A 24429-nucleotide genomic window follows, 5' to 3' on the forward strand; every position below is an offset into this window, starting at 1 on the left:
AACTTATCCTCATAACCAAATTTGCGCGTGATCTCAATTTTTGAATTCACTTTAAAATATGGGTTTATCTTATTAATGTTATCGGTAACATGTTACCGGTAACTGAAATAAATGTGAACCATAACACAAACAATAATTCTTAAAGGTGAACCTATGGAGCAATTAACCCAAGCCCCAGATCCTACGTTCCTACTGACGATTGCAGGCCTTGCCATTGCAGCGTTACTCGTTCTGATCATTAAACTGAAAGTCCATGCTTTTGCTTCTCTTACTATGGTGAGTTTAGGTACGGCAATCGCCACTGGCGTTCCTTCAGAGAAAGTCGTATCGACCATGATGGGCGGCTTCGGCGGCACGCTGGCTTCCGTGGCATTGCTGGTTGGTCTTGGTGCGATGATCGGTAAAATTCTTGAAGTGACTGGCGGTGCGAAAGTGCTGGCAGACACTTTGATTGGTCGCTTTGGTAAAGAGCGCGCACCATTTGCTTTGGGCGTCGCTTCATTACTGTTTGGCTTCCCAATCTTCTTCGATGCAGGCCTTGTAGTGATGATGCCAATCATCCTAAGTGTGGCGGCTCGTTTTGGTGGCTCACCAATTAAATACGCGTTGCCTGCTGCCGGTGCTTTTGCGGTTATGCACGCGTTTGTTCCACCACACCCAGGTCCGGTTGCAGCGGCAGAATTCCTTGGCGCAAACATCGGTCTGCTATTGGTGGTGGGTATTCTGGTTGCTATTCCAACTTGGTACCTTGGCGCTTACCTATTTGGTTTGTACGCGGGCAAAAAATTCGATATCCCACTATCTAAAGCCTTCTTTAATGGCGAAGCGATGGTGGATGAGCGCAACGCACCAAAATTTGGCACGGTTATGACCATCCTTGTGCTGCCAGTCCTGCTAATCTGTTTGGATACGGTATTGAACACACTGGCGGTTGCGGGTGTGATTGATGGTAAAACGGCACTGGTTGAGTTCCTACGTATGCTAGGTAAAACCCCAGTTGCGTTGCTGATCACTTTGATTGTCTGTCTGGCTGTGTTTGCCAAAGACTACGGCATGGCAAAACTAGAAAAATTATGTGGTGAGTCATTGGCTCCTATCTGTGGTGTTATCCTAGTAACGGGTGCAGGTGGCATGTTTGGCGGCGTACTGCGCTCAAGCGGTATTGGTGATGCACTGGCTGACGTTCTTACAGACACAGGTATGCCTGTGATTGTGGCGGCGTTTGTGATTTCAACTTGTCTGCGTGTTGCTCAAGGCTCGGCAACCGTAGCGCTAACCACTACGGCGGCTCTTATCGCGCCAGTTGTGGCAGCATCAACAGGTTTGAGTGAGCTCGACCTTTGCTTTATCGTAATCGCGATTGCGGGTGGTGCAACGGTACTGTCTCACTTCAATGACTCTGGTTTCTGGTTGGTATCTCGTCTGCTTGAGATGGATGAGAAAACCACATTAAAAACTTGGACGGTAATGGAAACGTTACTTGGCGGTATCGCGTTTATTATCGTCGCAACATTAAGCTTTATTCTTTAGAGGTTCCCCATGACAACACTTGAACAACGATTAAGAGAAATAAAAATCGTCCCAGTTATCGCAATCAACGACGTAGCACACGCTCTGCCACTGGCAAAAGTGTTGGTAGAAAACGGTTTACCATGTGCGGAAGTGACATTCCGCACCGAAGCGGCGGCGGAGTCGATTCGCATCATGCGTGAAGCGTACCCAGAATTGTTGATTGGCGCGGGCACCGTTCTGACCACAGAACAAGTGGATATCGCGATCGAAGCGGGCGTGGACTTTATCGTTAGCCCAGGCTTCAACCCAACCACAGTGAAATACTGTCAGCAACGTGGTGTGACTATCGTACCGGGTGTAAACAACCCAAGCTTGGTTGAGCAAGCGATGGAAATGGGTCTGCGTACGTTGAAGTTCTTCCCTGCTGAGCCATCAGGCGGCGTAAACATGCTGAAAGCACTCACGGCGGTTTACCCAGTGGAATTCATGCCAACAGGTGGCGTGAGCCCATCCAACGTGGAAGATTACCTAGCGCTGAAATCGGTTGTAGCTTGTGGCGGTACGTGGATGGTGCCAACCGCAATGATGGACAACGGCGATTGGGAAGGCATTGCTGAATTGGTTCGCGCAGTTAAGTAAAACGCACAAACGGCTCCGAAATACCCCCGAACGTTAGAAAAAGTGATACGAAAAAGGGTCATCAAGTTACTTGATGACCCTTTTGCTTTTTGGAATGAAACAGCTTTAGAAGTGATGCTTAATAAAGCGCTTAATAAAGCGAATGAAATCTGCTTCGGCTAGCTTCGCGCACTTCAATGTTTGGGCGTGAGACAATTCTACATCTCCCAAGCCTTCTGCCATGTTGGTGATCGCACACACTGCCAATACGGGTAAGCCGCAATGCGCCGCAGAAATCACTTCTGGCACGACCGACATGCCCACCACATCACCACCGATGATTTGCATCATGCGGATTTCGGCTGCGGTCTCAAAGTTGGGGCCTGTGTAAGAGACAAACACACCTTCATTCAGGTGAATGCCATTGGCTTTTCCGACTTCAAACGCTTCTGCGCGCAGGTCTTTGTCGTACGCATTGGCGAGGCTGAAGAACCTCGGGCCGTACTCTTCATCATTCGGACCGATCATTGGCGATTCAGGCATGGTATTGATGTGATCATGAAATACCACCAGAGAGCCGACATCAATACGCTCAGGGCGAAGTGAGCCTGCCGCGTTGGTGACGAGCAGAAACTCACAGCCCAGCTTTTTAAAGGTGCGTACGGGCGTGGTCATGACCTTCATTGAGCCGTGTTCGTAGTAGTGACCGCGACCTTTCATGCACACTACGTCTACGCCGCCCATGGTGCCAAGTACCAACTCACCAGAGTGGCCTTGCACGGTGCTAACCGGAAAGCCTTCGAGCTCTTCGTATGGAATGACCACTTTGTCTTGTAGTTCGTCTGCCAATACGCCTAAGCCAGAGCCTAAAATAAACGCCGCTTTAGGTTGGAAGTTTGGTTTGCGTTCGCGAATGGTTTGTAGCGCGCCGATTACTGGATCGTGATTCATGTTAGTCACCTTCTGGTTGTGTGTTGATTCCATTGTGTGACTTTCTGCGCTGGTTATCTTTGCTTTATTCGCTACTATCATCCTTAAAAAGAGGATGATGAAATTCGCTAGGACTCAATGCATGAAGTCAGAACCATTTGAGCGCGTGACGCTGAAGATGCTGCGTTACTTTTACGAGGTCGCACAAACCAAGCATTTCACTAAGGCGGCCGAGAACCTCAATATCACCAATTCGCCGTTGAGCAATCGCATCAAAGAGTTGGAAGAGGTACTTAACGTCAAACTGTTTGAGCGTGATTCAAGAAACGTCATGCTAACGGAGGCCGGACGATTGTTGGAGTCCAAATGCCAACTGATTTTTCAGACCTTGGATGTCTCGCTCAATCAAGTGCAGCAAGTGGGGTTGAACCAGAGAAATATCCTGCGAGTTGGTGTGGTAAGTAGCGCATTTTGGGGCGGATTTGATCGTCTGTTACAGCGCTTCCATGCTGAGCATGACACTTATCACGCCGACATTTTTGACCTTAACCCAGAGACGCAAAAGAAGCACCTTAGCGAGAAGAAAATCGATGTGGGCATTGTGCGTTTTGCTGATGCACTCAACATTTATCCGTATCAGTCGGTATCTTTGGGCAAAGATGTGTTTGTGGTGGCGGTGTCGGAGCAACATGAGTTAGCCAGCAAATCTTTGCTGCGGCTCCAAGATTTAAAGACGTGTGAGTTTGCGTTTATGAGTTTGGCGAATTCAGCCTCGGCAAACTTCATCATCAATGCCTGTCTGCAAGAAGGCTTTTCACCCCATATTGGCAAACAAGTGGTGGAGCCAAGCACCTTGATGGCGTATGTGGCAAACAGCAATACCGTGACGTTGGTGCCGTCGACGTTTTCTCAGCATCATTGGCATGGGATTCGTTTTATCAAGCTGAAAGAGTCACTGCGTGCAGACTTGTGTCTGATTCATGATGGTAAGCAGGAGAGTGCTATTAAAGCCGAGTTTATTCGCACATTATTAGAGAATGCGAGTTAAGCATGGGATAACAAAAAAGGTCATCCTAAGATGACCTTTTCAAATGATTCGCTGAAATCAGCAATGCGATTAGCGCGTAATTAACGCATCGTTACGAACTCTTCTGAGCCCGTTGGGTGGATAGCCACAACAGAGTCGAAGTCTGCTTTGGTTGCGCCCATCTTCATTGCTACGCCGAAGCCTTGGATCATTTCATCTACCGTGAAACCGATGCCGTGCAGACCAACAACCGTTTCTTCTTCGCCCGCACATACAAGCTTCATCTTACATGGTTGACGGTGCTTAGTAACGGCGGTGTACATCGCCGTAAAGCCAGACGTGTAGACTTTGATATTGTCTTTGCCGTACTTCTCTTCCGCTTCTTGCGTTGTAAGACCGATAGTGCCGATTGGTGGGTGGCTAAATACCACAGTTGGTACCAAATCGTAGTCCATCTTCGCGTTTGGTTTGTTGTTGAAAAGACGCTCAGAAAGTTGACGACCCGCTTTCACTGCTACTGGTGTTAGCTCGATACCGCCTTCCATGATGTCACCCACACAGTAGATGCCTTTCACGTTAGTTTCTTGGTATTCGTCTACCTTGATGTAGCCTTTTTCGTTCGTTGCCACACCGGTTGACGCTAGGTTGATTGCGTCTGTCGCTGGGTGACGACCGATTGCCCAAATCAGTTGGTCAACGTTTTGGCTTTCACCGTTTTCTAGGTGCAGAGTTAGGCTGCCATCGGCTTCTTTTACCACTTCTTTTGGTACAGAGTGGGTGTGCAGTTTTGGACCTTCTGCGTCCATCACTTCAACCAATGTATCGATGATCATTGGATCGAAGCTACGCAGTGGTGACTCTTTACGTACGAACAGGTGCGTTTCTGTACCTAGCGCGTGCAGTACGCCAGCAATTTCAACTGCGATGTAGCCTGCGCCCACAACCGCAACGCGTTTTGGTTGCTCTGCTAGGTCGAAGAAGCCGTTTGAATCGATGCCGTATTCAGCGCCTGGAATGTTTGGAATAGTAGGACGACCACCAACCGCGATCAGTATGTGATCTGCTGTGTAGTGTTCACCGTTTACTTCGACAGTTTTTTCGTCAACAAACTTAGCAAAGCCTTTAATCACGTTTACTTTGTTGTTGCCAAGAACGCGATCGTAAGATTGGTGAATACGACCGATGTATGCCTGACGGCTCTCAACCAGTTTGCTCCAGTCGAAACCTTTCACGTCGACATCAAAACCGTAATCTTCTGCGTACAGGTTCATTGCTTCTGCGATTTGCGCGCCATGCCACATCACTTTTTTCGGTACACAACCTACGTTTACACAGGTACCGCCAAGGTCTTGAGCTTCGATTAGCGCAACTTTCGCGCCGTACATCGCCGCACGGTTTGCAGATGCGATGCCGCCACTGCCGCCACCGATACAGATATAGTCAAAATGAGTCGCCATTACTTTCTCCAAGAGCTTATAAATTTTATCTGGTACATAGATAGATTGGGATGACCTTGCCCGAACTCAATGCCACCGTTATCCCACTATCATAAATCGAATTCGACTAATTCCTAAATGGGAAAAAGCGACAATACTTATGACAAATAGCGATGAGAGGCACAAAAAGAAGAATAAGCACGACTGGAGGGAGAAGGTGAGAGCATAAAAAAGCGCAACGAGAATATCGTTGCGCTTGAAGATAGCAGTACTGAAGTGCTTACTCTGGCACAATCCAGTCCACTTTCCAGTGGCCAGTTGCTGGTGCGATCGCGTCTTGCAGGAATGGCAGAATCTCTTTCATCTGGCTTTCCAGTTTCCATGGCGGGTTAATCACAATCATGCCGGATGCCGTCATGCCGCGCTCGTTGGTATCTGGTGCAACACCTAACTCGATTTGCAGAATTTTACGAATACCCAGTGCTTCCAAGCCTTCGATCATATCTTCGATGTCGTGGCGGTTTACCACTGGGTACCAAATTGCGTAGATACCGGTTGCCCAACGTTTATGGCTCTGATGAATCGCTCGTACCACATCGCGATACTCTTTCGCGAGTTCGTATGGTGGGTCAATCAGCACCAAACCACGACGTTCTTGTGGCGGTAAGCTTGCTTTGAGGCGTTGGAACCCGTCCTCTTTGAAGATGCTCACTTGGCGATCACGATGGAATTCTTGCTCTAACAATGGGTGATCGGCCGGGTGCAACTCGGTCAGCACCATGCGATCTTGTGGGCGGATTTGCGCGCGCGCTACACGTGGTGAGCCTGGGTAGTAACGCAGCTTCTCGCCGTTGTTGAGCACTTTAATGGCATCGATGTAGCTTTTGATGTCTTCGGGAATGCTTGGGTTATCCCAAATACGTGCGATGCCTTGTTTGTATTCGCCCGTTTTTTCAGACCATTCGTGAGTCAGATCGTAACGGCCCACACCCGAGTGGGTATCGTGATAAACGAATGGCTTATCTTTTTGTTTCAGCGCATCAAGAATGAGGCTTTGAACGATGTGTTTGACCACGTCGGCATGGTTGCCAGCGTGGAAGCTGTGGCGGTAACTTAACAAATTAAACTCTCGAAACACTCTTTGGTTGAGTGTGGTCTGTGATTTTCACTCTATGGCGGTATTATACTCAAGTAACTTAAAGATGTAGAACTTCCAATCAAATCTGTTCCTCTGATAAGGGGACGCTATTGAAATTTCTTTAAGTCACCCACACTTACTATTGGTAATCGAATTGAACTAGGTAAGTTTCTCGCACTCAAAAGGGTGTGAAATCTCATTTAGGTATAACAAGACTCAAGGACAGAGTAGCGCTGGTTGACTATAAGATGGTCATCGCGGCATAGAGAAAGGGAACGGAGCTCCCCCAATCCATGTTGCTGGCTCGTCTGTACATTGAGTTGGCCTATCTACACAAAATAGACAGGCAATCACAGAGTCAAAACACAAAAGGAATTATTCATGTCTAATCCTCTTCTGACGTTTACGGACCTACCTCCGTTTTCTCAAATTAAACCAGAACACATCAAGCCTGCCGTTGAGCAAGCGATTGCTGACTGCCGAGCAAAAATCGATGAAGTTCTACAAGACAACGCTCACCCAACTTGGGACAGTGTGATTGCGCCAATTGAAGAAGCGGATGATCGCTTAAGCCGCATCTGGTCGCCAGTGGGTCACATGAACTCGGTAGTGAACAGCGAAGAGCTACGTGAAGCTTACGAAAGTTGCCTACCAATTTTGTCAGAGTACGGCACTTGGGTTGGTCAGCATAAAGGGTTGTACGAAGCGTACAAAACCATCAAAGCGAGCGAAGAATTTGCAACGTTAACTCGTGCCCAGCAGAAAACCATCACTGATGCACTGCGTGATTTCGAGTTATCAGGCATTGGTTTGCCATCCGATGAGCAGCACCGTTACGGCGAGATCAGCAAACGTATGTCTGAGCTGAGCTCTAAATTCTCTAACAATGTGCTGGATGCCACCATGGGTTGGACCAAGCACATCACAGACGAGAAAGACCTAGCAGGTATGCCAGAATCGGCGCTGGCAGCAGCGAAAGCTGCCGCAGAAGCAAAAGAGTTAGATGGTTACCTCATTACGCTAGATATCCCATCTTACCTACCTGTCATGACGTACTGCGATAACCAAGAGTTGCGTAAAGAAGTGTACGAAGCGTACGTGACGCGCGCTTCTGATCGAGGTCCAAACGCAGGCAAATGGGATAACTCAGAAATCATTACTGAGCAGCTAAAACTGCGCCATGAAATTTCACGTATGCTAGGTTTCAATACTTACAGTGAAAAGTCGTTAGCAACAAAGATGGCTGAAACGCCGGATCAAGTGCTGGGCTTCCTGAATGACCTAGCGACACGAGCGAAACCGCAAGGTGAACGTGAAGTCGAAGAGTTACGTCAGTTTGCGAAAAGTGAGTTTGGTGTTGAAGAGCTGAACGTTTGGGATATCGCTTACTACAGCGAGAAACAAAAGCAGCACCTGTTCCAAATTTCGGATGAAGAACTGCGCCCATACTTCCCAGAGTCAAAAGTCGTGAGCGGTCTGTTTGAAGTGCTAAACCGCGTGTTTGGCATGACCGTTACTGAGCGCGAAGGCGTAGACACTTGGCATGAGTCCGTGCGCTTTTTCGATATCTTTGATGCTGAAGGCACACTCCGTGGCAGTTTCTACCTAGATCTCTACGCTCGTGAACACAAACGTGGCGGCGCGTGGATGGATGATTGTCGTGGTCGTCGCGTTACGCTATCTGGCGAGCTGCAAACGCCGGTTGCGTATCTAACGTGTAACTTCAACCGTCCAGTGGGCGACAAACCAGCACTGTTCACGCACGATGAAGTCGTGACGCTATTCCATGAGTTTGGTCATGGAATCCACCACATGTTGACGCAAGTTGATACAGGTGCTGTTTCAGGTATTAATGGCGTGCCTTGGGATGCGGTTGAGCTACCAAGTCAGTTCCTAGAAAACTGGTGTTGGGAAGAGGATGCGCTGGCGTTCATTTCTGGTCACTATGAGACAGGTGAGCCGCTACCTAAAGCGATGCTAGACAAAATGCTCGCAGCGAAAAACTTCCAATCTGCGATGGGTATTTTGCGTCAGCTAGAATTCGGCTTGTTCGACTTCACGCTTCACACCGAATATGACCCTGAAGTGGGTGCGCGTGTACTGGAAACTCTGGCGAAAGTGAAAGAGAAAGTCGCGGTAGTTCCTGCGGTTGAGTGGGCGCGTTTCTCACACAGCTTCGGCCATATTTTTGCTGGTGGCTACAGTGCGGGTTACTACAGCTACCTGTGGGCTGAAGTGCTGTCGTCAGACGCGTATTCTCGCTTTGAAGAAGAAGGCATCTTCAACAAAGAGACGGGTCTAAGCTTCCTGAACAACATCCTAGAAATGGGGGGCAGTGAAGAGCCAATGGAGCTGTTTAAGCGCTTCCGTGGCCGCGAGCCACAAATCGATGCACTGTTGCGCCATTCGGGTATTGCGGCGTAAATTGAGCAAAAAACATCAAGGCCAACCGTTCGGTTGGCCTTTTTTGTACAGTTTTTATAAAAAATTTTACGGATTTACGTTTCGGTTGATCGGGTTCTGCAACGATATCAATGTCTCCGTGGACTGAACCTCATCAATGGCTTGCAGCTTGTCGATCAGTACAAATTGCAGCTCTTCAATCGATTTGCACATCAATTTGACGAATATGTTATACGCGCCCGTGGTGTAGTAAGCTTCAACGACTTCGTCGAGCGCGTTGAGTTTTTCTAACGCGGAGTGGTAATCACGAGCTGCATTGAGGTTAATACCAATAAAGCAGCACACATCGTAGCCAAGCTTTTTAGTATTGATGATCACCTCCGTTCCTTCGATGATGTCAGCCGACTTCATCTTCTCGATACGCACATGGATAGTGGCAGGGCTGACATCGAACTGCTTTGCCATTTCTGCGTAGGGCGTTCTGGCGTCAGCCATTAGTGTTTTTAATATTGCGCGGTCAAGGTCGTCGAGTTTCGGCAGGCTCGCATTCATACTATGATTTCCGTTAGGGATAGAGTTTTACCTCCCTTTTATACTCATAGCGGATAGGATTCACAAGGTTTGGCAGGAGTAACTGCGGGTTAACTCCGAGCTATGGAGATAATGTGCAGCGTTTTCTGGTTATTGCCGCGCTATGTTGGAGCGCGTTTGCTACGGCCTCAGATCCGAAGGTGTTGGTCGTGCACTCCTATCATCAGGGTTTTTTCTGGACGGACTCCATACAGCGAGGCATCGAGCAACAGCTGGGCGATCGAGCGCTGGACATGCGTGTGCTCTATCTAGACTCGAAACGTAACCAGAGTGAGCAGTTTTTTGCACAACTAAAATCCTTATATCTTACGAAATTACGCAAAGAGCGATTCGATGCCATTTTAGTGAGCGATAACAATGCGCTTGAACTCATGCAGCGTTTAGCCCCAATCATCAAAGACACCCCAGTTATATTTAACGGCATTAATAACGACCATCCTTCTTTACATCGTTCTCTGAATGCAACCGGAGTCATGGAAGATGTCGATTTGGAAGCGAATCTCGCTCTTATTGAGCGCTTACATCCGAACTACACACAAGTTCTCATCGTCAGTGACCACTCGGTGACCGGTGAGGTGTTGCGTTATCAAATCGACAATTTTGTCCTCAAGTTCCCGCAATATCGAGACAAAATCGTACAACTTGTCCCAGACAGCATCATCGATCTAAAACAACAAGTCGCAAAACTGAGTTCCGATAAAGTCGTCTTGTTCTGGACCTATTACCGAGATAAACAAGGTATGGTTGGCAGCGAGCGTGACTGGGTTGGTGTCAACAAAGTCTCAAACGCGCCGCTGTTTATGGTGCATGACATTGGTTTGGGTCATGGCGCAGTTGGAGGGGTTATTCAAAGTGGTTATCGGCATGGTATTGAGAGTGCAGAGATGCTTGAATTCGTTTTGGATAACCCTGATCAGCCTCTGCCTGCCGTGAAAAAAAGTGATTCTGAAATAAAGCTCGATTACCAAGCGGTAGCGCGTTGGGGATTGGGGGCTGAACAAGAGGTTTCTGCGGTATTTTTTAATAAGCCAATGAAGCTTTCTGAACGTTTTGCCAAGGAAATTCGCCTGTTTGGTAGTCTGTTTGTGGTGATGTCGGTGGTCATTTTGCTGATGGGTTATTATTTACAGCGGATGCGTCGCAGTGAGAGCGCTGCGCGAGAAAGCCAGGCTATTCTAGAATCGATTTTCGATCAGAGCATGCAGTATATGGGCATTTTGGATGCCAACGGTGTGCTTAAATCGGGCAACGATCACCTTCAATCCTTACTTTATCACCAAGGACTGCGTTTAGACCGACCACTTTGGTTTCATCCCAACTGGAGTGAGAAAGCCCAAGCGCTGCTAGAGGAGTATTTCCATGCGCCTCACCATCAAGTGTCGACGTTTGAAGCTGAAATTTGGAGTAAAGAACACGGCGCCTTGGTGTTAGAAGTTTCGCTCAAGCCTTTTTCTCAGCAAGTAGGGAATCATAAGCAATACTTGTTTGAAGCGCGCGATATTACCAGTCGTAAATTGATGGAGGACAAGCTCTACCAACGTGAGTCAACCCTACGCAACTATTATGAGCAGCAGCCCGTGATGATGGTGACGCTTGATAGTAATAACCGAATTCAAGAAGTGAATCGATTTGCTCAACTACTTCTTGGCTACAAACCGATGGACATGCTCGGACATCGCCTGAGGGAGTTCTATTTTGATGACAAAGTTCTGTTCCCTCGCCAAGTGTTATTGCAACCCAACCAGCAAGTGCATGGTGTTTGGCGACGTGAAGTCGAGTATCGTCATGCAAATGGTCATCGTGTTTGGGTGCGCGAGAATATTCGTCCGCTGAGTGAATCTGAGCAACTGCTGATTGTGGGCGAAGATATTACCGAAACCAAACTGCTCTCCGAGAAATTGGAATACCAAGCTCGCTATGACTTACTGACGGGGACTTACAACAGAAACCATTTTGAACTAGAGCTTAAGACCGCACTGTGCGAAGTGGACAGCCATCGTCGAGTCCACGCCATGTTGTACCTCGACTTAGATCAACTAAAAGTCCTCAATGATACGGTTGGGCATGATGCAGGTGATGCGGCGATTCAATTCTGCGCAAGTATGCTGGAAGGCGTTCTGCCGTACAATTCCATCTTGGCTCGAATGGGAGGCGATGAGTTTGCGGTGTTACTCAAAGACTGTGACGAATATGGCGCCATCAATATTGCCAAACTGATCATCTCGACACTAAGCGAACACCTCTTTATTTGGGAAGACACACGCCTGTTCATCAGTTGCTCAATTGGTATCCGTATCATCGATCATACCGCTGATACGCCACAAATGGTGCACGCTCAAGCAGACTCTGCTTGTCACGCCGCTAAAGAGCAAGGCCGTAACCGCTATAATCTATTCAGCTTAGATAACGAAGAGTTGCAGCGTCGTCAGATGGAAATGCAGAGCGTCAATTTGGTGCATGAGGCATTGTCGAATCAACGTTTAGAACTGTTTGCTCAACCGATAAAAAGCTTACAAAAGCACGAGACTCAAATGTATTTTGAGATTTTGGTGCGTATTCGCAATGGGTACGGTGATTATGTTTCTCCTGCGCTGTTTATCCCTGCTTCCGAGCGCTACAACATTGCCCATTGGATTGATAAGCAGGTTATTACTCAAACACTAGAGTGGTTTGAACAGCGTCCTGAGGTGGTTGAACAGCTTGGTCGCTGTTCGATAAACCTTTCAGGTCAATCTATGGGGAATCAAGAGTTTATTGACTTCTTATTGGAGCGATTGGAAAGTTCGACTCTGCCGTGTGAAAAAATCTGCTTAGAAATCACCGAGACAGCGGCGATGAGCAATCTGGATCAAGCCATTGAGTTGTTTACCAAGCTAAAGTCTTTGGGTTGCATGATTGCATTGGATGATTTCGGATCTGGATTGTCTTCATTTGGTTACTTAAAGAAACTTCCTGTCGATATCGTGAAAATTGATGGTCTTTTCGTGCAAGATATCAACGTAAATGAAATGGACCGCGTGATGGTTCGTTCAATCAATGACTTGGCGAAGCAACTAGGCAAAGTGACGGTGGCGGAGTTTGTCGAAAATGACCAGGTCATGCAGCATTTGATAGACCTCGGTGTGGACTACGGCCAAGGCTACGGTATTGGCCATCCTAAGCCGCTTTCTGAGCTAGTGGAGCAACTGACGGCTGTATAACCTCTGCGTAGCAAGCTCAACCTAGCATTAATAGGTAACTTAGGTATACACTCAGCGCCAGTTACCTCGATTTTTATTGGAGCCTCCTTTTGCAACTGCAATTGATCTGTGAAAACCCGTCTCAACAATCTCATCTTGATGAACTCGCTGCGCGTTGGCAGCTTTCACACACTGACGATAGCGATTTTGCTTTGGTGCTAACCACCGAGCGTTTGGAGCTACGTAAAGTGGATGAGCCAAAGCTGGGTGCAATCTTTGTGGATTTGATTGGTGGTGCGGTCGGTCATCGTCGCAAGTTCGGTGGTGGTAAAGGCCAGGCAATTGCGAAAGCTGCGGGGTTGAACAAAGGGGCAACGCCAACCGTGTTAGACGGCACGGCAGGTCTTGGTCGTGATGCGTTTGTGCTCGCCTCGCTAGGTTGTAAAGTGCAGATGGTCGAGCGTCATCCAGTCGTAGCGGCTTTGTTAGATGATGGCTTGGATCGAGCGAAACAAGACCCAGAAATCGGCACCTGGGTATCTGAGCGCATGTCGCTAATCCATGCTTCTAGCCATGATGCGCTGGAACAATTGGCGCAAGATAAAGACTTTGTCCAGCCAGATGTGGTGTATCTTGACCCGATGTATCCGCACCCAGAAAATAAAAAGAAGTCGGCGCTCGTGAAAAAAGAAATGCGCGTTTTCCAATCGTTGGTTGGCGCTGATTTGGACGCCGATGGCCTACTAGGACCAGCCATGGCGTTAGCCACAAAGCGTGTAGTAGTTAAACGCCCGGACTACGCGAATTGGCTGAACGAGCAAAAGCCAAGCATGGCGATTGAAACCAAAAAGAATCGTTTCGACGTCTACGTCAAAGCCTCGATGGCATAACCTCCTGACTCGCAAAAACTTCTCGTCACAGCATTGAACCAAGTGCTGTGACGCTGCCATTCTTTCCTGAACACTATTGATAGTTTTCACTTGCTAATTCGACACTCTGACTGTATATCTAACTAAGAATTATTATTATTTCACTTGTTGTGATGCTGTCGATAATTGGGAAGCTGGAGTAGTCGAATGTCTAAACGCTTATGTAAGATGAACCGCAAACAAATTGCGGCCAACTTGGGTGACATTCACCGTTTGGTCGTCGCACCTAAGTTCGTTTGTCGCTCTTGTGCACGCTCTTCCGCTTCTAAAGACTCATTGTGTAAGCCTGCCGCAATTCCTCCACAAAAATGCCAAGACAAGCCGTTAAACGAGCAACAAGCATGCGGTTTGTTAGCTGAAGCGCTGCCTGCGCAATCCATTTCCGTCACGTCAAAACACAGCGCAGAAAAGGCGGCGATCGTGAAACGTGTGGTCGAGCGAGTGAAAGAGAAGAAACAAGCCGCGAAAGTGGTGACACCAGTGTCGATGGCGGCTCCTGCACTGTTTGATTTGGCCGATAAAAAATCGCTCAAGAAAGCGAAAAAAGCACTGAAAAAGCACTATAAGCAGCAAAAGAAGTTGCTAAAAGTGGCGAAAAAACAACAAAAGTTACTTAAGCGTCAGCGTAAACTGGAAGCGCGTAATGCGAAACTAGAAGTGTTGCTGCCAACGCCACCTAATGCTTTGATGAACGCAATCTCACAAGCCAAAGTGCATTAATCAAATAAAAAAACGCTCTCCAGTCGGAGAGCGTTTTTTATTGTCGAAATGTTTATAGGATTAGCTGCGTTACTTATTGGCGTAGCTCATCTCTACGCGCTTTTTCACCCAGGTTTCGTTAATCCATAGGGATAGCATGATGATCGCACCGCCAATGGCGAGTCGCATGACATCAACATCGCGGTTCCAAATCACAATGTTTACAATCAAGCCCGCCGGAACCAATGCATTGTTCATTACTGCCAGTGCACCTGCGTTCACCATAGTCGCGCCTTTGTTCCAAGCAAAGTAACCAAAACCAGAAGCAATCAACCCAAGGTATGTCAGAATGCCCCATTGCGTTGTAGTGGTTGGTAGTTTGTCGAGGTTACCCATGAGCGCGAAAGCCACGGTTGCTACACAAAGTGCACCTAAGTAGAAGTAGCCAAACACGGTGTGTTGTGGCAAATCGACGGGCTCACTCTCCATGATATATTTGTAGCCCACCTGACCGATGGCAAAGCAGAGGTTTGCTCCTTGTACGACCAAAAAGCCCAGTAGGAAATCTTCATTAATGCCTGCAAATTTAATCCAGGCGGCACCAAATACGGCTATTGCAGCGGTAACTAAGTACCAAGGTGAAAAGCGACCTTTCAAGAAGTCATAGATTAGCGTGACGTAAATGGGTGTGAATACGGTGAACAGCAATACTTCTGGCACGGAAAGGAGCAAAAAAGATTGGTAGTAGAAGCAATACATCAAACCGAGCTGGAAGCCACCGACAGTCATCAGTTTCGCGATTAGGGATTTGCTAACGCCACGGAATTTCAAAAAGGGAATGAAAACCAAACTCGCCAGTGCCACGCGCATGAACACCGAGAACCAAGAATCAACCTGACCGGCGAGGTAAACGCCGATCAGGCTAAATGAGAATGCCCAAAGTAGGGTAACTGCGGATAGATAAGCCATGGATGAGAATCTTTATCAACAACAAATGTGCCCGCAGTCTAACCAAGTTTTATCGTTGCGCCAATCAGTCTTTTAGCGGTACGACCAGCATATCGACTGGTGAGCAGTTAATAAGCTGTCGAGTCGAAGATAGAATCTTGCTCCAGAAATCTTGGTGATGACCACAAACCACCAAATCGATACTGTAGTCTTGAATGGTATCGCACAACTCATTACTCAAATCGCCACTACCGACTAAAGTATGGGCAATTGGGTATTGCGCATATTCTGCGAAGTTTGCCAATTGTGTGCGCGATGCTTCCATTGCTTGATGTTGCGCTTCTGCCATATTGATATCGATAAGCCCAGTGTAGAGTTCTGCGTAGTTCACGTCGATGTGAATAAAAGAGACTTTCGCATCCAGAGGTTTAGCCAGTGATACGGCTTTCTTAATCAACACTTTACTGTCGTCTGAAAGGTCGACTGCCACAAGTATGTGTTTGTAACTCATATTGCTATCTCCTTGTAAGGTCATAGTTTTAGATTAGCACCAACCCCAAAAAAAATTTGCTGAAGTGATCTCATATCGGTGCCGTAGGTACAAAGTCTTGTCTCAGTAATCATGTTATAGTGGCGTTATACCCAAGTGACTTTGATATGCTGAAATAAGCGTAGTGTTACTGACTGGAGTTGAAGTGAAACTTCGCCGTGTCTGCCAGACCAAGCTATTCTCGCAGCGTCATTTATTTCGAGGTTACTTGGGTATATTGCATGCACAATAATAGGAGTTAACATGCTGTCTCAAACTATGGTCGAACAATTGAATGAGCAAATTAACCTAGAATTTTTCTCATCCAATCTATACTTACAAATGAGTGCTTGGTGTGAAGACAAAGGTTTTGAAGGTGCGGCTGAATTTTTACGCGCTCACGCCGTAGAAGAAATGGAGCACATGCAACGCCTATTCACTTACGTGAGTGAAACTGGCTCAATGCCAATCTTAGGCGCTATTGATGCGCCAAAGCATGACTTTGCGAGCCTAGGTGACGTTTTTCGCGAGACATTTGAACATGAGCAAATGATCACGGAAAAAATCAACAAACTGGCGCACGTTGCATTTACTAGCCAAGACTACTCAACGTTTAACTTCCTACAGTGGTACGTGTCAGAACAGCACGAAGAAGAGAAGTTGTTTAAAGGGATTTTAGATAAGATCGAACTGGTAGGTGAAGACGGTAAAGCGTTGTTCTTCATCGACAAAGATCTAGCACAAATGGCGAAAGAAGGTTCATCTTCAATCATGGATGCTCCAGCTGCGTAAACGCGTTTTGGGACGTTGTAAGTAGCGGGTAAAGACGAAGTCTTGGTCGTCTTTTTCTCTTGAGCATTGTTGAAGATGTAGGGAGGAAAAGATGATCAGTGGAGACACAATCTTATTTGCGCTAATGGTGGTAACTGGAGTTAATATGATCCGGTATCTCACCGCTCTTCGTTCTCTAATTTATATCATGCGTGAAGCGCATCCGCTGTTATATCAGCAAGTTGATGGTAATGGTTTTTTTACTACTCATGGAAATGTCACCAAGCAGGTGAGGTTGTATCACTACATTAAAAGTAAAGAATATCATCATCACCACGATGAAATTTTTACTGGTAAGTGTGAAAGAGTGCGTGAATTGTTTGTTCTATCGACCGCGTTGCTCGGCGTGACGCTACTTGCGGCCTTCATTCTCTAAGAGTCAATAATCCAGAAGTTGTTCTGTCTGAGATTTTGCGGACATACAGAGCGCTTAGAGTTTAAGCGCTTTTCCCTTTCGGTATTTGTCGGTAGAATGTCGCGCCTAGAAAGCAAGGATGTGCAATGTGCACATCCTTTTTTATTTTGATTCGATACCAATCAGTCTAAGAGCTACCGATGAGTAAGAAATTTGATGTTGTTGTAATTGGCGCAGGCGCAGCAGGTTTAATGTGTGCTGCAGAAGCAGGCAAGCGAGGCCGCCGTGTTTTGGTGCTCGATCATGCTAAAAAGCCAGGACGTAAAATCCTTATCTCGGGCGGTGGTCGTTGTAACTTCACTAACTACGACGTTTCAGCTAATCACTATTTGTGTCAAAACCCGCACTTTGTTAAGTCGGCGCTCTCCCAATACACTAACTGGGATTTCATCTCGATGGTGTGTAAACATGGCATTGAGTTCGAAGAGCGTGATCACGGCCAGTTGTTTTGTGTCGATGCATTTACGGCCAAAGATATCGTGAAGATGTTGTTAGCTGAGTGTGACATGCCGAACATCGAGCAGCGTTACCAATGCGATGTTCATTCGATTGAAAAAATTGATGAAGGCTTTCGTTTGCATGCTGGTACTGAGATTGTCGAATGTGAGTCTTTAGTTATCGCAACAGGTGGTTTGTCGATGCCAAAACTGGGGGCGACACCATTTGGTTATAAAGTCGCGGAACAATTTGGTCTTCGAGTTATCCCAACCACGGCAGGTCTTGTACCATTTACTCTGCATAAAGAAGACAAAGAAGACTTTGCTGAGTTATCCGGTATCGCGGTACCTGCGGAAATTACGGCTGAAGATGGCACCATGTTCAAAGAAGCCCTGTTGTTCACACATCGTGGGTTATCTGGTCCAGCAGTGTTACAGATTTCTTCATTCTGGCGGGCCGGACAAAAGGTGTTGATCAATCTTGTGCCAAACGATGATGTTGCTGAGTTATTAGAACGCAGTCGTGAGAAGCATCCAAATCAGTCACTCAAGAATACGCTTGCCAAAGTGCTGCCTAAGCGTCTGGTTGAAGTCTTAATTGAACGTAAAGAGCTAGTCGATAAACCGCTAAAACAGTTCAATCAAAAGGAGCTTGCGGCGATTGTGGAGCGCCTAGAGCATTGGGATATCGCCCCGAATGGCACTGAAGGCTACCGAACTGCGGAAGTGACACTCGGCGGTGTCGATACTGATCACTTATCCTCGAAAACCATGGAATGCAAAGACATTAAAGGGCTTTATTTTATTGGTGAGGTGATGGATGTGACTGGTTGGCTAGGGGGCTACAATTTTCAGTGGTGCTGGTCGAGCGGCTTTGTTGCGGGGCAGTGGGTTTAATCAAACACCAAACGCAGCCTAACTGCATAAAAGATAAGATACAAAAAGAGCACTGAATAAAAGTCAGTGCTCTTTTTGTATTCCCATAGCGAGTTACTCGTCTTGATACTTTTCGAGTTTGTTATAGAGCGTTTTCACGCTAATGCCTAACTCCTGCGCTGATTCCGTTTTATTGCCTTGATTCTCTTCAAGGGTATTGAGAATGGCGGCTTTTTCTAGCTCTTCTAGCGAAACGCCCGCCGGAACAAGGTCTTCGATGCTGGTGCCTGTTTCCAATGGTGGTGTGTCGAAGATAAGGTGTTCATCTCGGATGGTGTCATCAGCCAAAATAAATGCACGCTCGATCGTGTGTTTGAGCTCACGGACATTACCTGGCCAGTCGTGTGCAGCGATTTTTTGGATCGCAGAGTCAAGAATCGTTTTGGTTTTTGCCTCATTGGCGTTGCGGTGCGCGATAAAGTGCTTGGCCAGACCGACGATATCACCGCCTCGTTCTCGCAGTGGCGGTATCGTTAATGGGAAATGCGATAAGCGGAAAAACAGATCTTCACGCAGGAACTGCTCCTCAATGGCGATTTTAGGATCACGGTTTGTAGCAGCAATGATGCGAGTATTAGCGATATGAACCGTATTACTGCCAACTGGGCGATACTCTCCGGTTTCTAGCACCCGTAATAGCTTCACTTGATGCTCGATAGGCATCTCGGTGATTTCATCTAAAAATAGGGTGCCGCCCTCTGCCTGCTTAAATACACCTTGGTGAGTTTTATTTGCTCCGGTAAAAGCGCCTTTCTCATGGCCAAACAGTTCACTATCAACCAATTCAGGGCTAATGGCACCACAGTTAATCGCTATAAAGGGCTGTTGTTTACGCTCACTCGCTAAGTGGATGGTCTGCGCCACCAGTTCTTTGCCTGATCCACTTTCACCGACAATAAGGACGTTGGCTTCTGTTTTAGCAACGCGCCTGATCATACGATAGAGCTGATGCATCGGAGAGGAAGAGCCGACCAAAAGACCAAATTGGTCAAGATCGCTGGTGGACACTTTACGCCCTTGATCTTGTTTGTGTTGATAGTACTGGCTGACTTCGCTCAGGGTGTCCGTCAGAATGGCAATATCAACGGGCTTTCTGTAGTGAAAAATAGCACCCAAGTTCATCAGCTTATCCAAGTTCTCGTTTGGAGCGCCTGAGCTAATGATGATCAAGTCCATATCGTAGATGTCTTCGATATTAGAAAGACGTTGATAATCTGCACTAGTAAAGTGGGCGACTTCAACAATCGCAACTTCCGGTTTGAGTTGTAGGAAATCTTCAATCCATTGGTCTGCGGCATCGATGTCATGCAGACGAAATTTGTTCAGTTCCTGGCAAGAAGCGATGGCATTTTTAAGTGATGGATCTTGTATTCTTAGAAACAGGCTTGGCATCGACATAGAAATGTCCTCTTTACTATGACAGAAACAATGTACGTGGATTATTCTCACTTCACAAGACAAAATATTGTCAGCATAGATTTAAGGATTTGTTCGGTATTTTTATGTTGTTAGCCCCTTTTTGATATATATCGGTGAGAGCCATCAGTAGATATTTCCTTTTGTTCAGATTTTTATTTTTTAAATAATAATTTTGCTATTAATTGATTCTGGAGAAATAGCCTTTCTGTTTTATCAGGTTATTTCGGCACAAGTGACGGAGGCTTATCACCGATTAAAAATTACATTTTTTACGTGTAAATAATTCATGCTTATACTTTATTGCTCATCTCATTTTTACCTCTTTTCTTTATTAGTTAATTAAAAACAATAAGTTATAAAGTTGGCACATGGTTTGCTCCTAGGGAAGTGCAACGTCAATAAAGGAGAATTACCATGAATAACATCGCAGCTAAAATTGTACTTACGTCAGTTCTTGCTACTTCATCTACAGCAGTCTTAGCGAGTGATAAATGGGAAAAAGAATCCATGGACGCTTGGCTAGATGGTAAAGCTGAAACCACACTACTGCTAAACAGCAATCTCAACTCTTTTGATATCAATACCGATGTTGAGAATCAGGTCGTTACCCTTTCTGGTTCGGTAAACAATGATCTTGAAAAATCACTTGCCGAAGAGCTTGTTACTGGTCTTGATGGTGTGAAAAAAGTAAACAACGAATTGTCAGTAGTGAATGAAGGCAAGAAAGAAACTGATTCAGAAGCTTTAGCTACACTGACCGATTCTAAAATCACGACTATAGTTAAAACGCGCCTACTAATGGATACCAATGTGAGTGGTACGGATATTGATGTAACGACAGAACGCAAAACGGTAACGTTGGCAGGTAAAGTTAATTCAGATGCGGAGCATGATCTTGCAATTTCAATTGCAAATAACACCAATGACGTAAATAAGGTGATTGATAAGCTAGAAGTGGTTCAATAATAGCGAGCCGAGTGATTTAACCCACTTTTATTAGGAGGTAACACTATGGTTCGTTGGATGTTTATTTTTCTGGCACTGGCACTAATTTCTGCACTATTAGGCTTTACTGGTATTGCAGGAGCTGCTGCCTCTATCGCGCAAGTGATATTTTACCTATTCCTATTGTCATTAATTGTATCAATAGTGATTGTTCTGCTAGGAAGAAAAAACGTAAATAGATAGGAGATTCCATGCAACTTACGTCATTTATTTACCGTATCGCCGCAGTATTCGGTTTGGTGTTTGCGTTGGCAGCTTGTAGTGAAGAAGGGCCAATGGAACAGGCCGGCAAAAAGATAGATGAAGCCGCCGAAGAAACCCAAAATGCGATTGAAGATGAATGTGAAAACATTAAAGAAAATCTAAACGCTGAAGACCAAGACTGTTAGCCGAATCAGGTTAGGTTTTTTACGCATAGCTATGTAAGAGAGGGGCGGTCAATCACCGCCCTTCCTTTTGTCCCAATTGTTTACAATCAGATAAGGAGTCAAAGATGAAAAACATATTTGATGTACTGAAAGAGAGTCATGAAAAGCAGCGCCTTTTACTCGATGCTCTGATGGAAACGTCTGGAGATTCCCCCGCTCGTGAAGAGTTTTACCACAACCTTAAAGAGGAACTCGAACAGCACGCAGCGGCAGAAGAGCGATTTTTCTACGCGCCTTTAATAGATAGCGATAAGACCATTGATCTCACTCGCCATGGCATCGCAGAGCATCATGAAATTGATAAAGTGATTGCACAGCTTGATGCAACCGATATGAGCTCGCCAGCGTGGCTCAACCTAATGAAAACCTTGCGTCACAAAGTGTTGCACCATCTTGAGGAAGAAGAACAGCGTTTCTTCCAGTTAGCCGGCAAAGTAATGACCGATAAGCAGAAAATGAAACTAGCGGATGGTTATGTTGAAGAGATGGCAAGCTAGGTAGAGTGTTGGACCTTTTCGTGCCATTTCGGCACGGGAAGGCACTCAATCAAGGCGTTTACTCAAGTTCATGTATCCAAGCTCAATCCCCCGCGTATTCTAACTTCCACTAAAAAGTGCACTCGCTGAAGGCAAGGAGAGCGAATGTTTATCATCAAATATTATATTCTTGGCGCTCTGATCAGTTTATTGGCCGCTATATATACGCCTCAAATTATCGTTAGTTTGCTGTTCTTGTGGATATCTCTTTCTTTAGCGTTGGTCAGCGTAGCCTACGTATTCGACATTCCCTCTATTTTTAGAAAAAACCAAGATGGCAAGATTGTCAGGTGGATTCGCTGGGCATTCATCCCATTTCTATTGGGGGCTAGAGCGTATAACGCCTGGGAAAGACGGCGTGATACAGTGCCTCCAATCCAAAAAGTCAGCGACAATTTATACCTATCTCGCCGTTTGTTTCAGAGTGACTTAGATTTTCTCGAATCCAATGAAATCTCTTGTATTGTCGATGTCACCGCAGAATTTGCAGGCCTTGAAAGTGCGATGACCGACAAGCAGTTTCATTACCTTTCGATTCCGGTACTCGACCACAAAGCCCCGACGCTAGAGCGCCTTCGCCATGCGATTAACTGGATTGATACTCAAATCTCGTGCTCGCGGGCAGTGGTTGTGCATTGTGCGTTAGGGCGTGGTCGTTCAGTGTTTGTTGTGGCGGCGTATTTACTGAGCAAAGACCCGTCACTGACGGTTGAATCCGTGATGAAAAAAATCAATGACGTACGCAGTACCGCGAGATTGAATAAATTACAGATTAGGACGTTACGAGCGATCAGTGAAAAAGGCGTACTGGGGCTGGATCAATCCACTTGGATGGTGGTTAACCCTGTTGCAGGTGGCGGCAAATGGGAGGAAAACGAACAGCACTTGATTCGTGAACTAACCAAAAAATATCGCTTGAGTATTCATCAAACCACCACAAACCTCAGCGCCGAGCAGCTAACACAACAGGCAAAAGAAAGTGGAGCTAAGCAAATCATCGTAGCTGGTGGCGATGGCACAGTAACAGAGGTGGCGAGCCAATTGGTGGATACCGACCTCAAACTCGGTATTGTTCCGCTCGGAACTGCCAATGCGTTATGTCATGTGCTCTATGGCGTTGGCGCAAAATTCTCACCAGTCGAAAAAGCGTGTGAAGCGTTGCTTGGCGGACACTGCCAACGTATTGATACTGCGGAATGTAATCAGCGGCTTATTTTATTGGTCTTAGGCATTGGGCTAGAACAGAAAATGATCGAGCACGCTCAGCGAGAAGAGAAAAATGTTTTTGGACAACTCGCTTACCTCACCGGCTTTTTTAATGCTGTAGTGGCGGAAGAAACGCAAGCTTTAACCGTTTCGTTAGATGCTCCAACTGGAGATGGAAACCACGACAATAATACACAAACGCTTGAAGTCCATAGTTTTGTCGTTGCGAATATCGCTCCATTTAGTACGTTGCTTGCCCAAGGTGGTGATGCGCCGCAGCCTGATGATGGCAAGCTGCATATCACATATTTAGATCACACCGAGTCTTTAGGCGGACGTCTTATCGCATTGTCGGATCTGACATTAACGAGCGTAGGCGCACAGGAAGAATCGACACATTTTCAATACGCGACGGCTCAGAGCGTCACTATTTCTGCGAATAAACCGATTGAGTATGTGATTGATGGTGAACTGTATTCTGATGAGCAACTGGCAATCAAGCTGCGTCCAAAGTCATTGAACGTATTTGTTCCAAGCCAGAGACGTAAATCAGCTTCGCTTTAACACAGATAATCCGCGGATAACGCGCCATTTGCTTCGTATTCTACATGGCGCTTTTTCTGTGTTGTTTGATGATTTGGTGTGCGTCGTAAAAAGGCTATTAAGGTCGCTGCGTAGATGCAGCGGCTTTTTTCTATCTGCACCTTTTACTAGGTTGATTGGGGATGTGGTTTAAACAAAGTGAAAGAAAGAAGGGCGAGTACAATTACTCACCCTGAGGTAAGTGCTTTTCAATTTCATCGTTTTCAACTTGTAAAGCAGCTAACCAATAAGAAACAAGTGCGGTTAAGTTGGTGTCGTCAATGGCTCTAAGCAGGGCTTTTAAATCATCTAACAGTAGTTTATTCATAAAATGCATTTCTTTGTAATTGCCTAACTCGGCAACGCCGTATTCGGTGGCATTTTCTGCAATGAATTGTTCACCGTCTTGATCGAAGAACAGCTTCGCCATCTTTTTGATCATCACTTTTTCTATTTTCACGAATCGATATGCCGCTCTTGCGAGTGTCATATGTGATTGCGGGTTAACGAGAGGCAAACACGTTTGGCGATGGTGTGTCATTTTTACGAGTAGCTCCCTTACTCGATTGTTATCCAATGTCATAGTGACCTCTTTATTTATGACTATTGTCGTGGGACATTTCTCGTGATGGTTATGTTAATGCGCCTGTGGGCTTGTCAGAAATGGCCAAAGCAAGTTGGCCATTTCTTTGCTC

The 24429-nt window shown here is 46.2% G+C and carries 23 protein-coding genes; 15 read left to right on the top strand and 8 right to left on the bottom strand.

Features of this window, described 5'->3' with window-relative positions; genetic code table 11:
- Positions 1-153 precede the first annotated feature (153 nt).
- Positions 154-1530: a GntP family permease gene (locus R7190_RS10010; RefSeq protein ID WP_012841240.1), complete on the top strand. Its 1377-nt coding sequence runs from the start codon at positions 154-156 to the stop codon at positions 1528-1530.
- Between the two features lie 9 nt (positions 1531-1539).
- Positions 1540-2151: a bifunctional 4-hydroxy-2-oxoglutarate aldolase/2-dehydro-3-deoxy-phosphogluconate aldolase gene (locus R7190_RS10015; protein ID WP_005394384.1), complete on the top strand. Its 612-nt coding sequence runs from the start codon at positions 1540-1542 to the stop codon at positions 2149-2151.
- Positions 2152-2256: 105 nt separating this feature from the next.
- Here the strand turns inward: R7190_RS10015 and xapA are convergent, their stop codons facing one another.
- Positions 2257-3081, bottom strand: coding sequence for a xanthosine phosphorylase (xapA, locus tag R7190_RS10020; protein ID WP_025793785.1), 825 nt, complete (start codon positions 3079-3081; stop codon positions 2257-2259).
- A 121-nt stretch (positions 3082-3202) separates the two neighbouring features.
- On the opposite strand from xapA, the gene R7190_RS10025 reads away from it, so the two are divergent.
- Positions 3203-4108 (top strand): LysR family transcriptional regulator, encoded by a 906-nt coding sequence (locus R7190_RS10025; protein ID WP_005379156.1) that lies wholly within the window; start codon positions 3203-3205, stop codon positions 4106-4108.
- Positions 4109-4188: 80 nt separating this feature from the next.
- Here the strand turns inward: R7190_RS10025 and gorA are convergent, their stop codons facing one another.
- The gene (gorA, locus tag R7190_RS10030; protein ID WP_005379157.1) at positions 4189-5544 is read right to left on the bottom strand and encodes a glutathione-disulfide reductase; all 1356 of its coding nucleotides are present in this window, start codon (positions 5542-5544) and stop codon (positions 4189-4191) included.
- 259 nt (positions 5545-5803) lie between these two features.
- Positions 5804-6643: a 23S rRNA (adenine(2030)-N(6))-methyltransferase RlmJ gene (locus tag R7190_RS10035; protein WP_005379158.1), complete on the bottom strand. Its 840-nt coding sequence runs from the start codon at positions 6641-6643 to the stop codon at positions 5804-5806.
- A gap of 399 nt (positions 6644-7042) precedes the next feature.
- Between R7190_RS10035 and prlC the strand changes: the two genes are divergently transcribed.
- Entirely contained in the window at positions 7043-9085 is a 2043-nt protein-coding gene (prlC, locus tag R7190_RS10040; RefSeq protein ID WP_017635033.1) for an oligopeptidase A, read from the top strand.
- Between the two features lie 66 nt (positions 9086-9151).
- On the opposite strand, the gene asnC is transcribed toward prlC, so the two are convergent.
- Positions 9152-9616, bottom strand: a complete 465-nt coding sequence (asnC, locus tag R7190_RS10045; RefSeq protein ID WP_005389595.1) for a transcriptional regulator AsnC — start codon at positions 9614-9616, stop codon at positions 9152-9154.
- A 113-nt stretch (positions 9617-9729) separates the two neighbouring features.
- On the opposite strand from asnC, the gene R7190_RS10050 reads away from it, so the two are divergent.
- The 3 genes from R7190_RS10050 to R7190_RS10060 all read left to right on the top strand — a co-directional run bounded on the left by R7190_RS10050 (position 9730) and on the right by R7190_RS10060 (position 14483).
- Positions 9730-12855 carry an EAL domain-containing protein gene (locus R7190_RS10050; protein ID WP_186584553.1) on the top strand — a complete coding sequence of 1042 codons (3126 nt, stop codon included), beginning with the start codon at positions 9730-9732 and terminating at the stop codon, positions 12853-12855.
- 89 nt (positions 12856-12944) lie between these two features.
- Positions 12945-13724 (top strand): class I SAM-dependent methyltransferase, encoded by a 780-nt coding sequence (locus tag R7190_RS10055; protein ID WP_017635032.1) that lies wholly within the window; start codon positions 12945-12947, stop codon positions 13722-13724.
- A gap of 186 nt (positions 13725-13910) precedes the next feature.
- A complete protein-coding gene (locus tag R7190_RS10060; RefSeq protein WP_017635031.1) occupies positions 13911-14483 on the top strand; it encodes a hypothetical protein in 573 nt (190 codons plus the stop codon).
- 69 nt (positions 14484-14552) lie between these two features.
- Here the strand turns inward: R7190_RS10060 and R7190_RS10065 are convergent, their stop codons facing one another.
- Both R7190_RS10065 and uspA read right to left on the bottom strand, forming a co-directional pair.
- Positions 14553-15431 carry a carboxylate/amino acid/amine transporter gene (locus tag R7190_RS10065; protein ID WP_025768287.1) on the bottom strand — a complete coding sequence of 293 codons (879 nt, stop codon included), beginning with the start codon at positions 15429-15431 and terminating at the stop codon, positions 14553-14555.
- 64 nt (positions 15432-15495) lie between these two features.
- Positions 15496-15921 carry a universal stress protein UspA gene (gene uspA, locus R7190_RS10070; protein ID WP_005379165.1) on the bottom strand — a complete coding sequence of 142 codons (426 nt, stop codon included), beginning with the start codon at positions 15919-15921 and terminating at the stop codon, positions 15496-15498.
- 282 nt (positions 15922-16203) lie between these two features.
- Between uspA and ftnA the strand changes: the two genes are divergently transcribed.
- From ftnA to R7190_RS10085, 3 genes are all read left to right on the top strand, one after another.
- Positions 16204-16731 (top strand): non-heme ferritin, encoded by a 528-nt coding sequence (gene ftnA, locus R7190_RS10075; RefSeq protein ID WP_005379167.1) that lies wholly within the window; start codon positions 16204-16206, stop codon positions 16729-16731.
- Between the two features lie 91 nt (positions 16732-16822).
- Complete coding sequence (uspB, locus tag R7190_RS10080) at positions 16823-17146, top strand: universal stress protein UspB (protein ID WP_005382937.1); 324 nt, start codon at positions 16823-16825, stop codon at positions 17144-17146.
- A 179-nt stretch (positions 17147-17325) separates the two neighbouring features.
- Positions 17326-18519, top strand: coding sequence for an NAD(P)/FAD-dependent oxidoreductase (locus R7190_RS10085; RefSeq protein ID WP_005382944.1), 1194 nt, complete (start codon positions 17326-17328; stop codon positions 18517-18519).
- Positions 18520-18612: 93 nt separating this feature from the next.
- Here the strand turns inward: R7190_RS10085 and R7190_RS10090 are convergent, their stop codons facing one another.
- Positions 18613-19956 carry a sigma-54 interaction domain-containing protein gene (locus R7190_RS10090; RefSeq protein WP_005382945.1) on the bottom strand — a complete coding sequence of 448 codons (1344 nt, stop codon included), beginning with the start codon at positions 19954-19956 and terminating at the stop codon, positions 18613-18615.
- Between the two features lie 435 nt (positions 19957-20391).
- On the opposite strand from R7190_RS10090, the gene R7190_RS10095 reads away from it, so the two are divergent.
- From R7190_RS10095 to R7190_RS10115, 5 genes are all read left to right on the top strand, one after another.
- Positions 20392-20943, top strand: coding sequence for a BON domain-containing protein (locus tag R7190_RS10095; RefSeq protein WP_005379174.1), 552 nt, complete (start codon positions 20392-20394; stop codon positions 20941-20943).
- 45 nt (positions 20944-20988) lie between these two features.
- Positions 20989-21165 carry a DUF1328 family protein gene (locus R7190_RS10100; protein ID WP_005379177.1) on the top strand — a complete coding sequence of 59 codons (177 nt, stop codon included), beginning with the start codon at positions 20989-20991 and terminating at the stop codon, positions 21163-21165.
- An 8-nt stretch (positions 21166-21173) separates the two neighbouring features.
- The gene (locus tag R7190_RS10105) at positions 21174-21371 is read left to right on the top strand and encodes a hypothetical protein (protein ID WP_005394413.1); all 198 of its coding nucleotides are present in this window, start codon (positions 21174-21176) and stop codon (positions 21369-21371) included.
- Between the two features lie 104 nt (positions 21372-21475).
- Positions 21476-21907, top strand: coding sequence for a hemerythrin domain-containing protein (locus R7190_RS10110; protein WP_005379185.1), 432 nt, complete (start codon positions 21476-21478; stop codon positions 21905-21907).
- Positions 21908-22051: 144 nt separating this feature from the next.
- Positions 22052-23716 (top strand): diacylglycerol kinase family protein, encoded by a 1665-nt coding sequence (locus R7190_RS10115; protein ID WP_186584552.1) that lies wholly within the window; start codon positions 22052-22054, stop codon positions 23714-23716.
- Between the two features lie 202 nt (positions 23717-23918).
- On the opposite strand, the gene R7190_RS10120 is transcribed toward R7190_RS10115, so the two are convergent.
- Positions 23919-24317 carry a hypothetical protein gene (locus R7190_RS10120; protein ID WP_005379193.1) on the bottom strand — a complete coding sequence of 133 codons (399 nt, stop codon included), beginning with the start codon at positions 24315-24317 and terminating at the stop codon, positions 23919-23921.
- Positions 24318-24429: the final 112 nt, after the last annotated feature.

This window comes from Vibrio sp. 1078-1 (genome assembly GCF_033340475.1).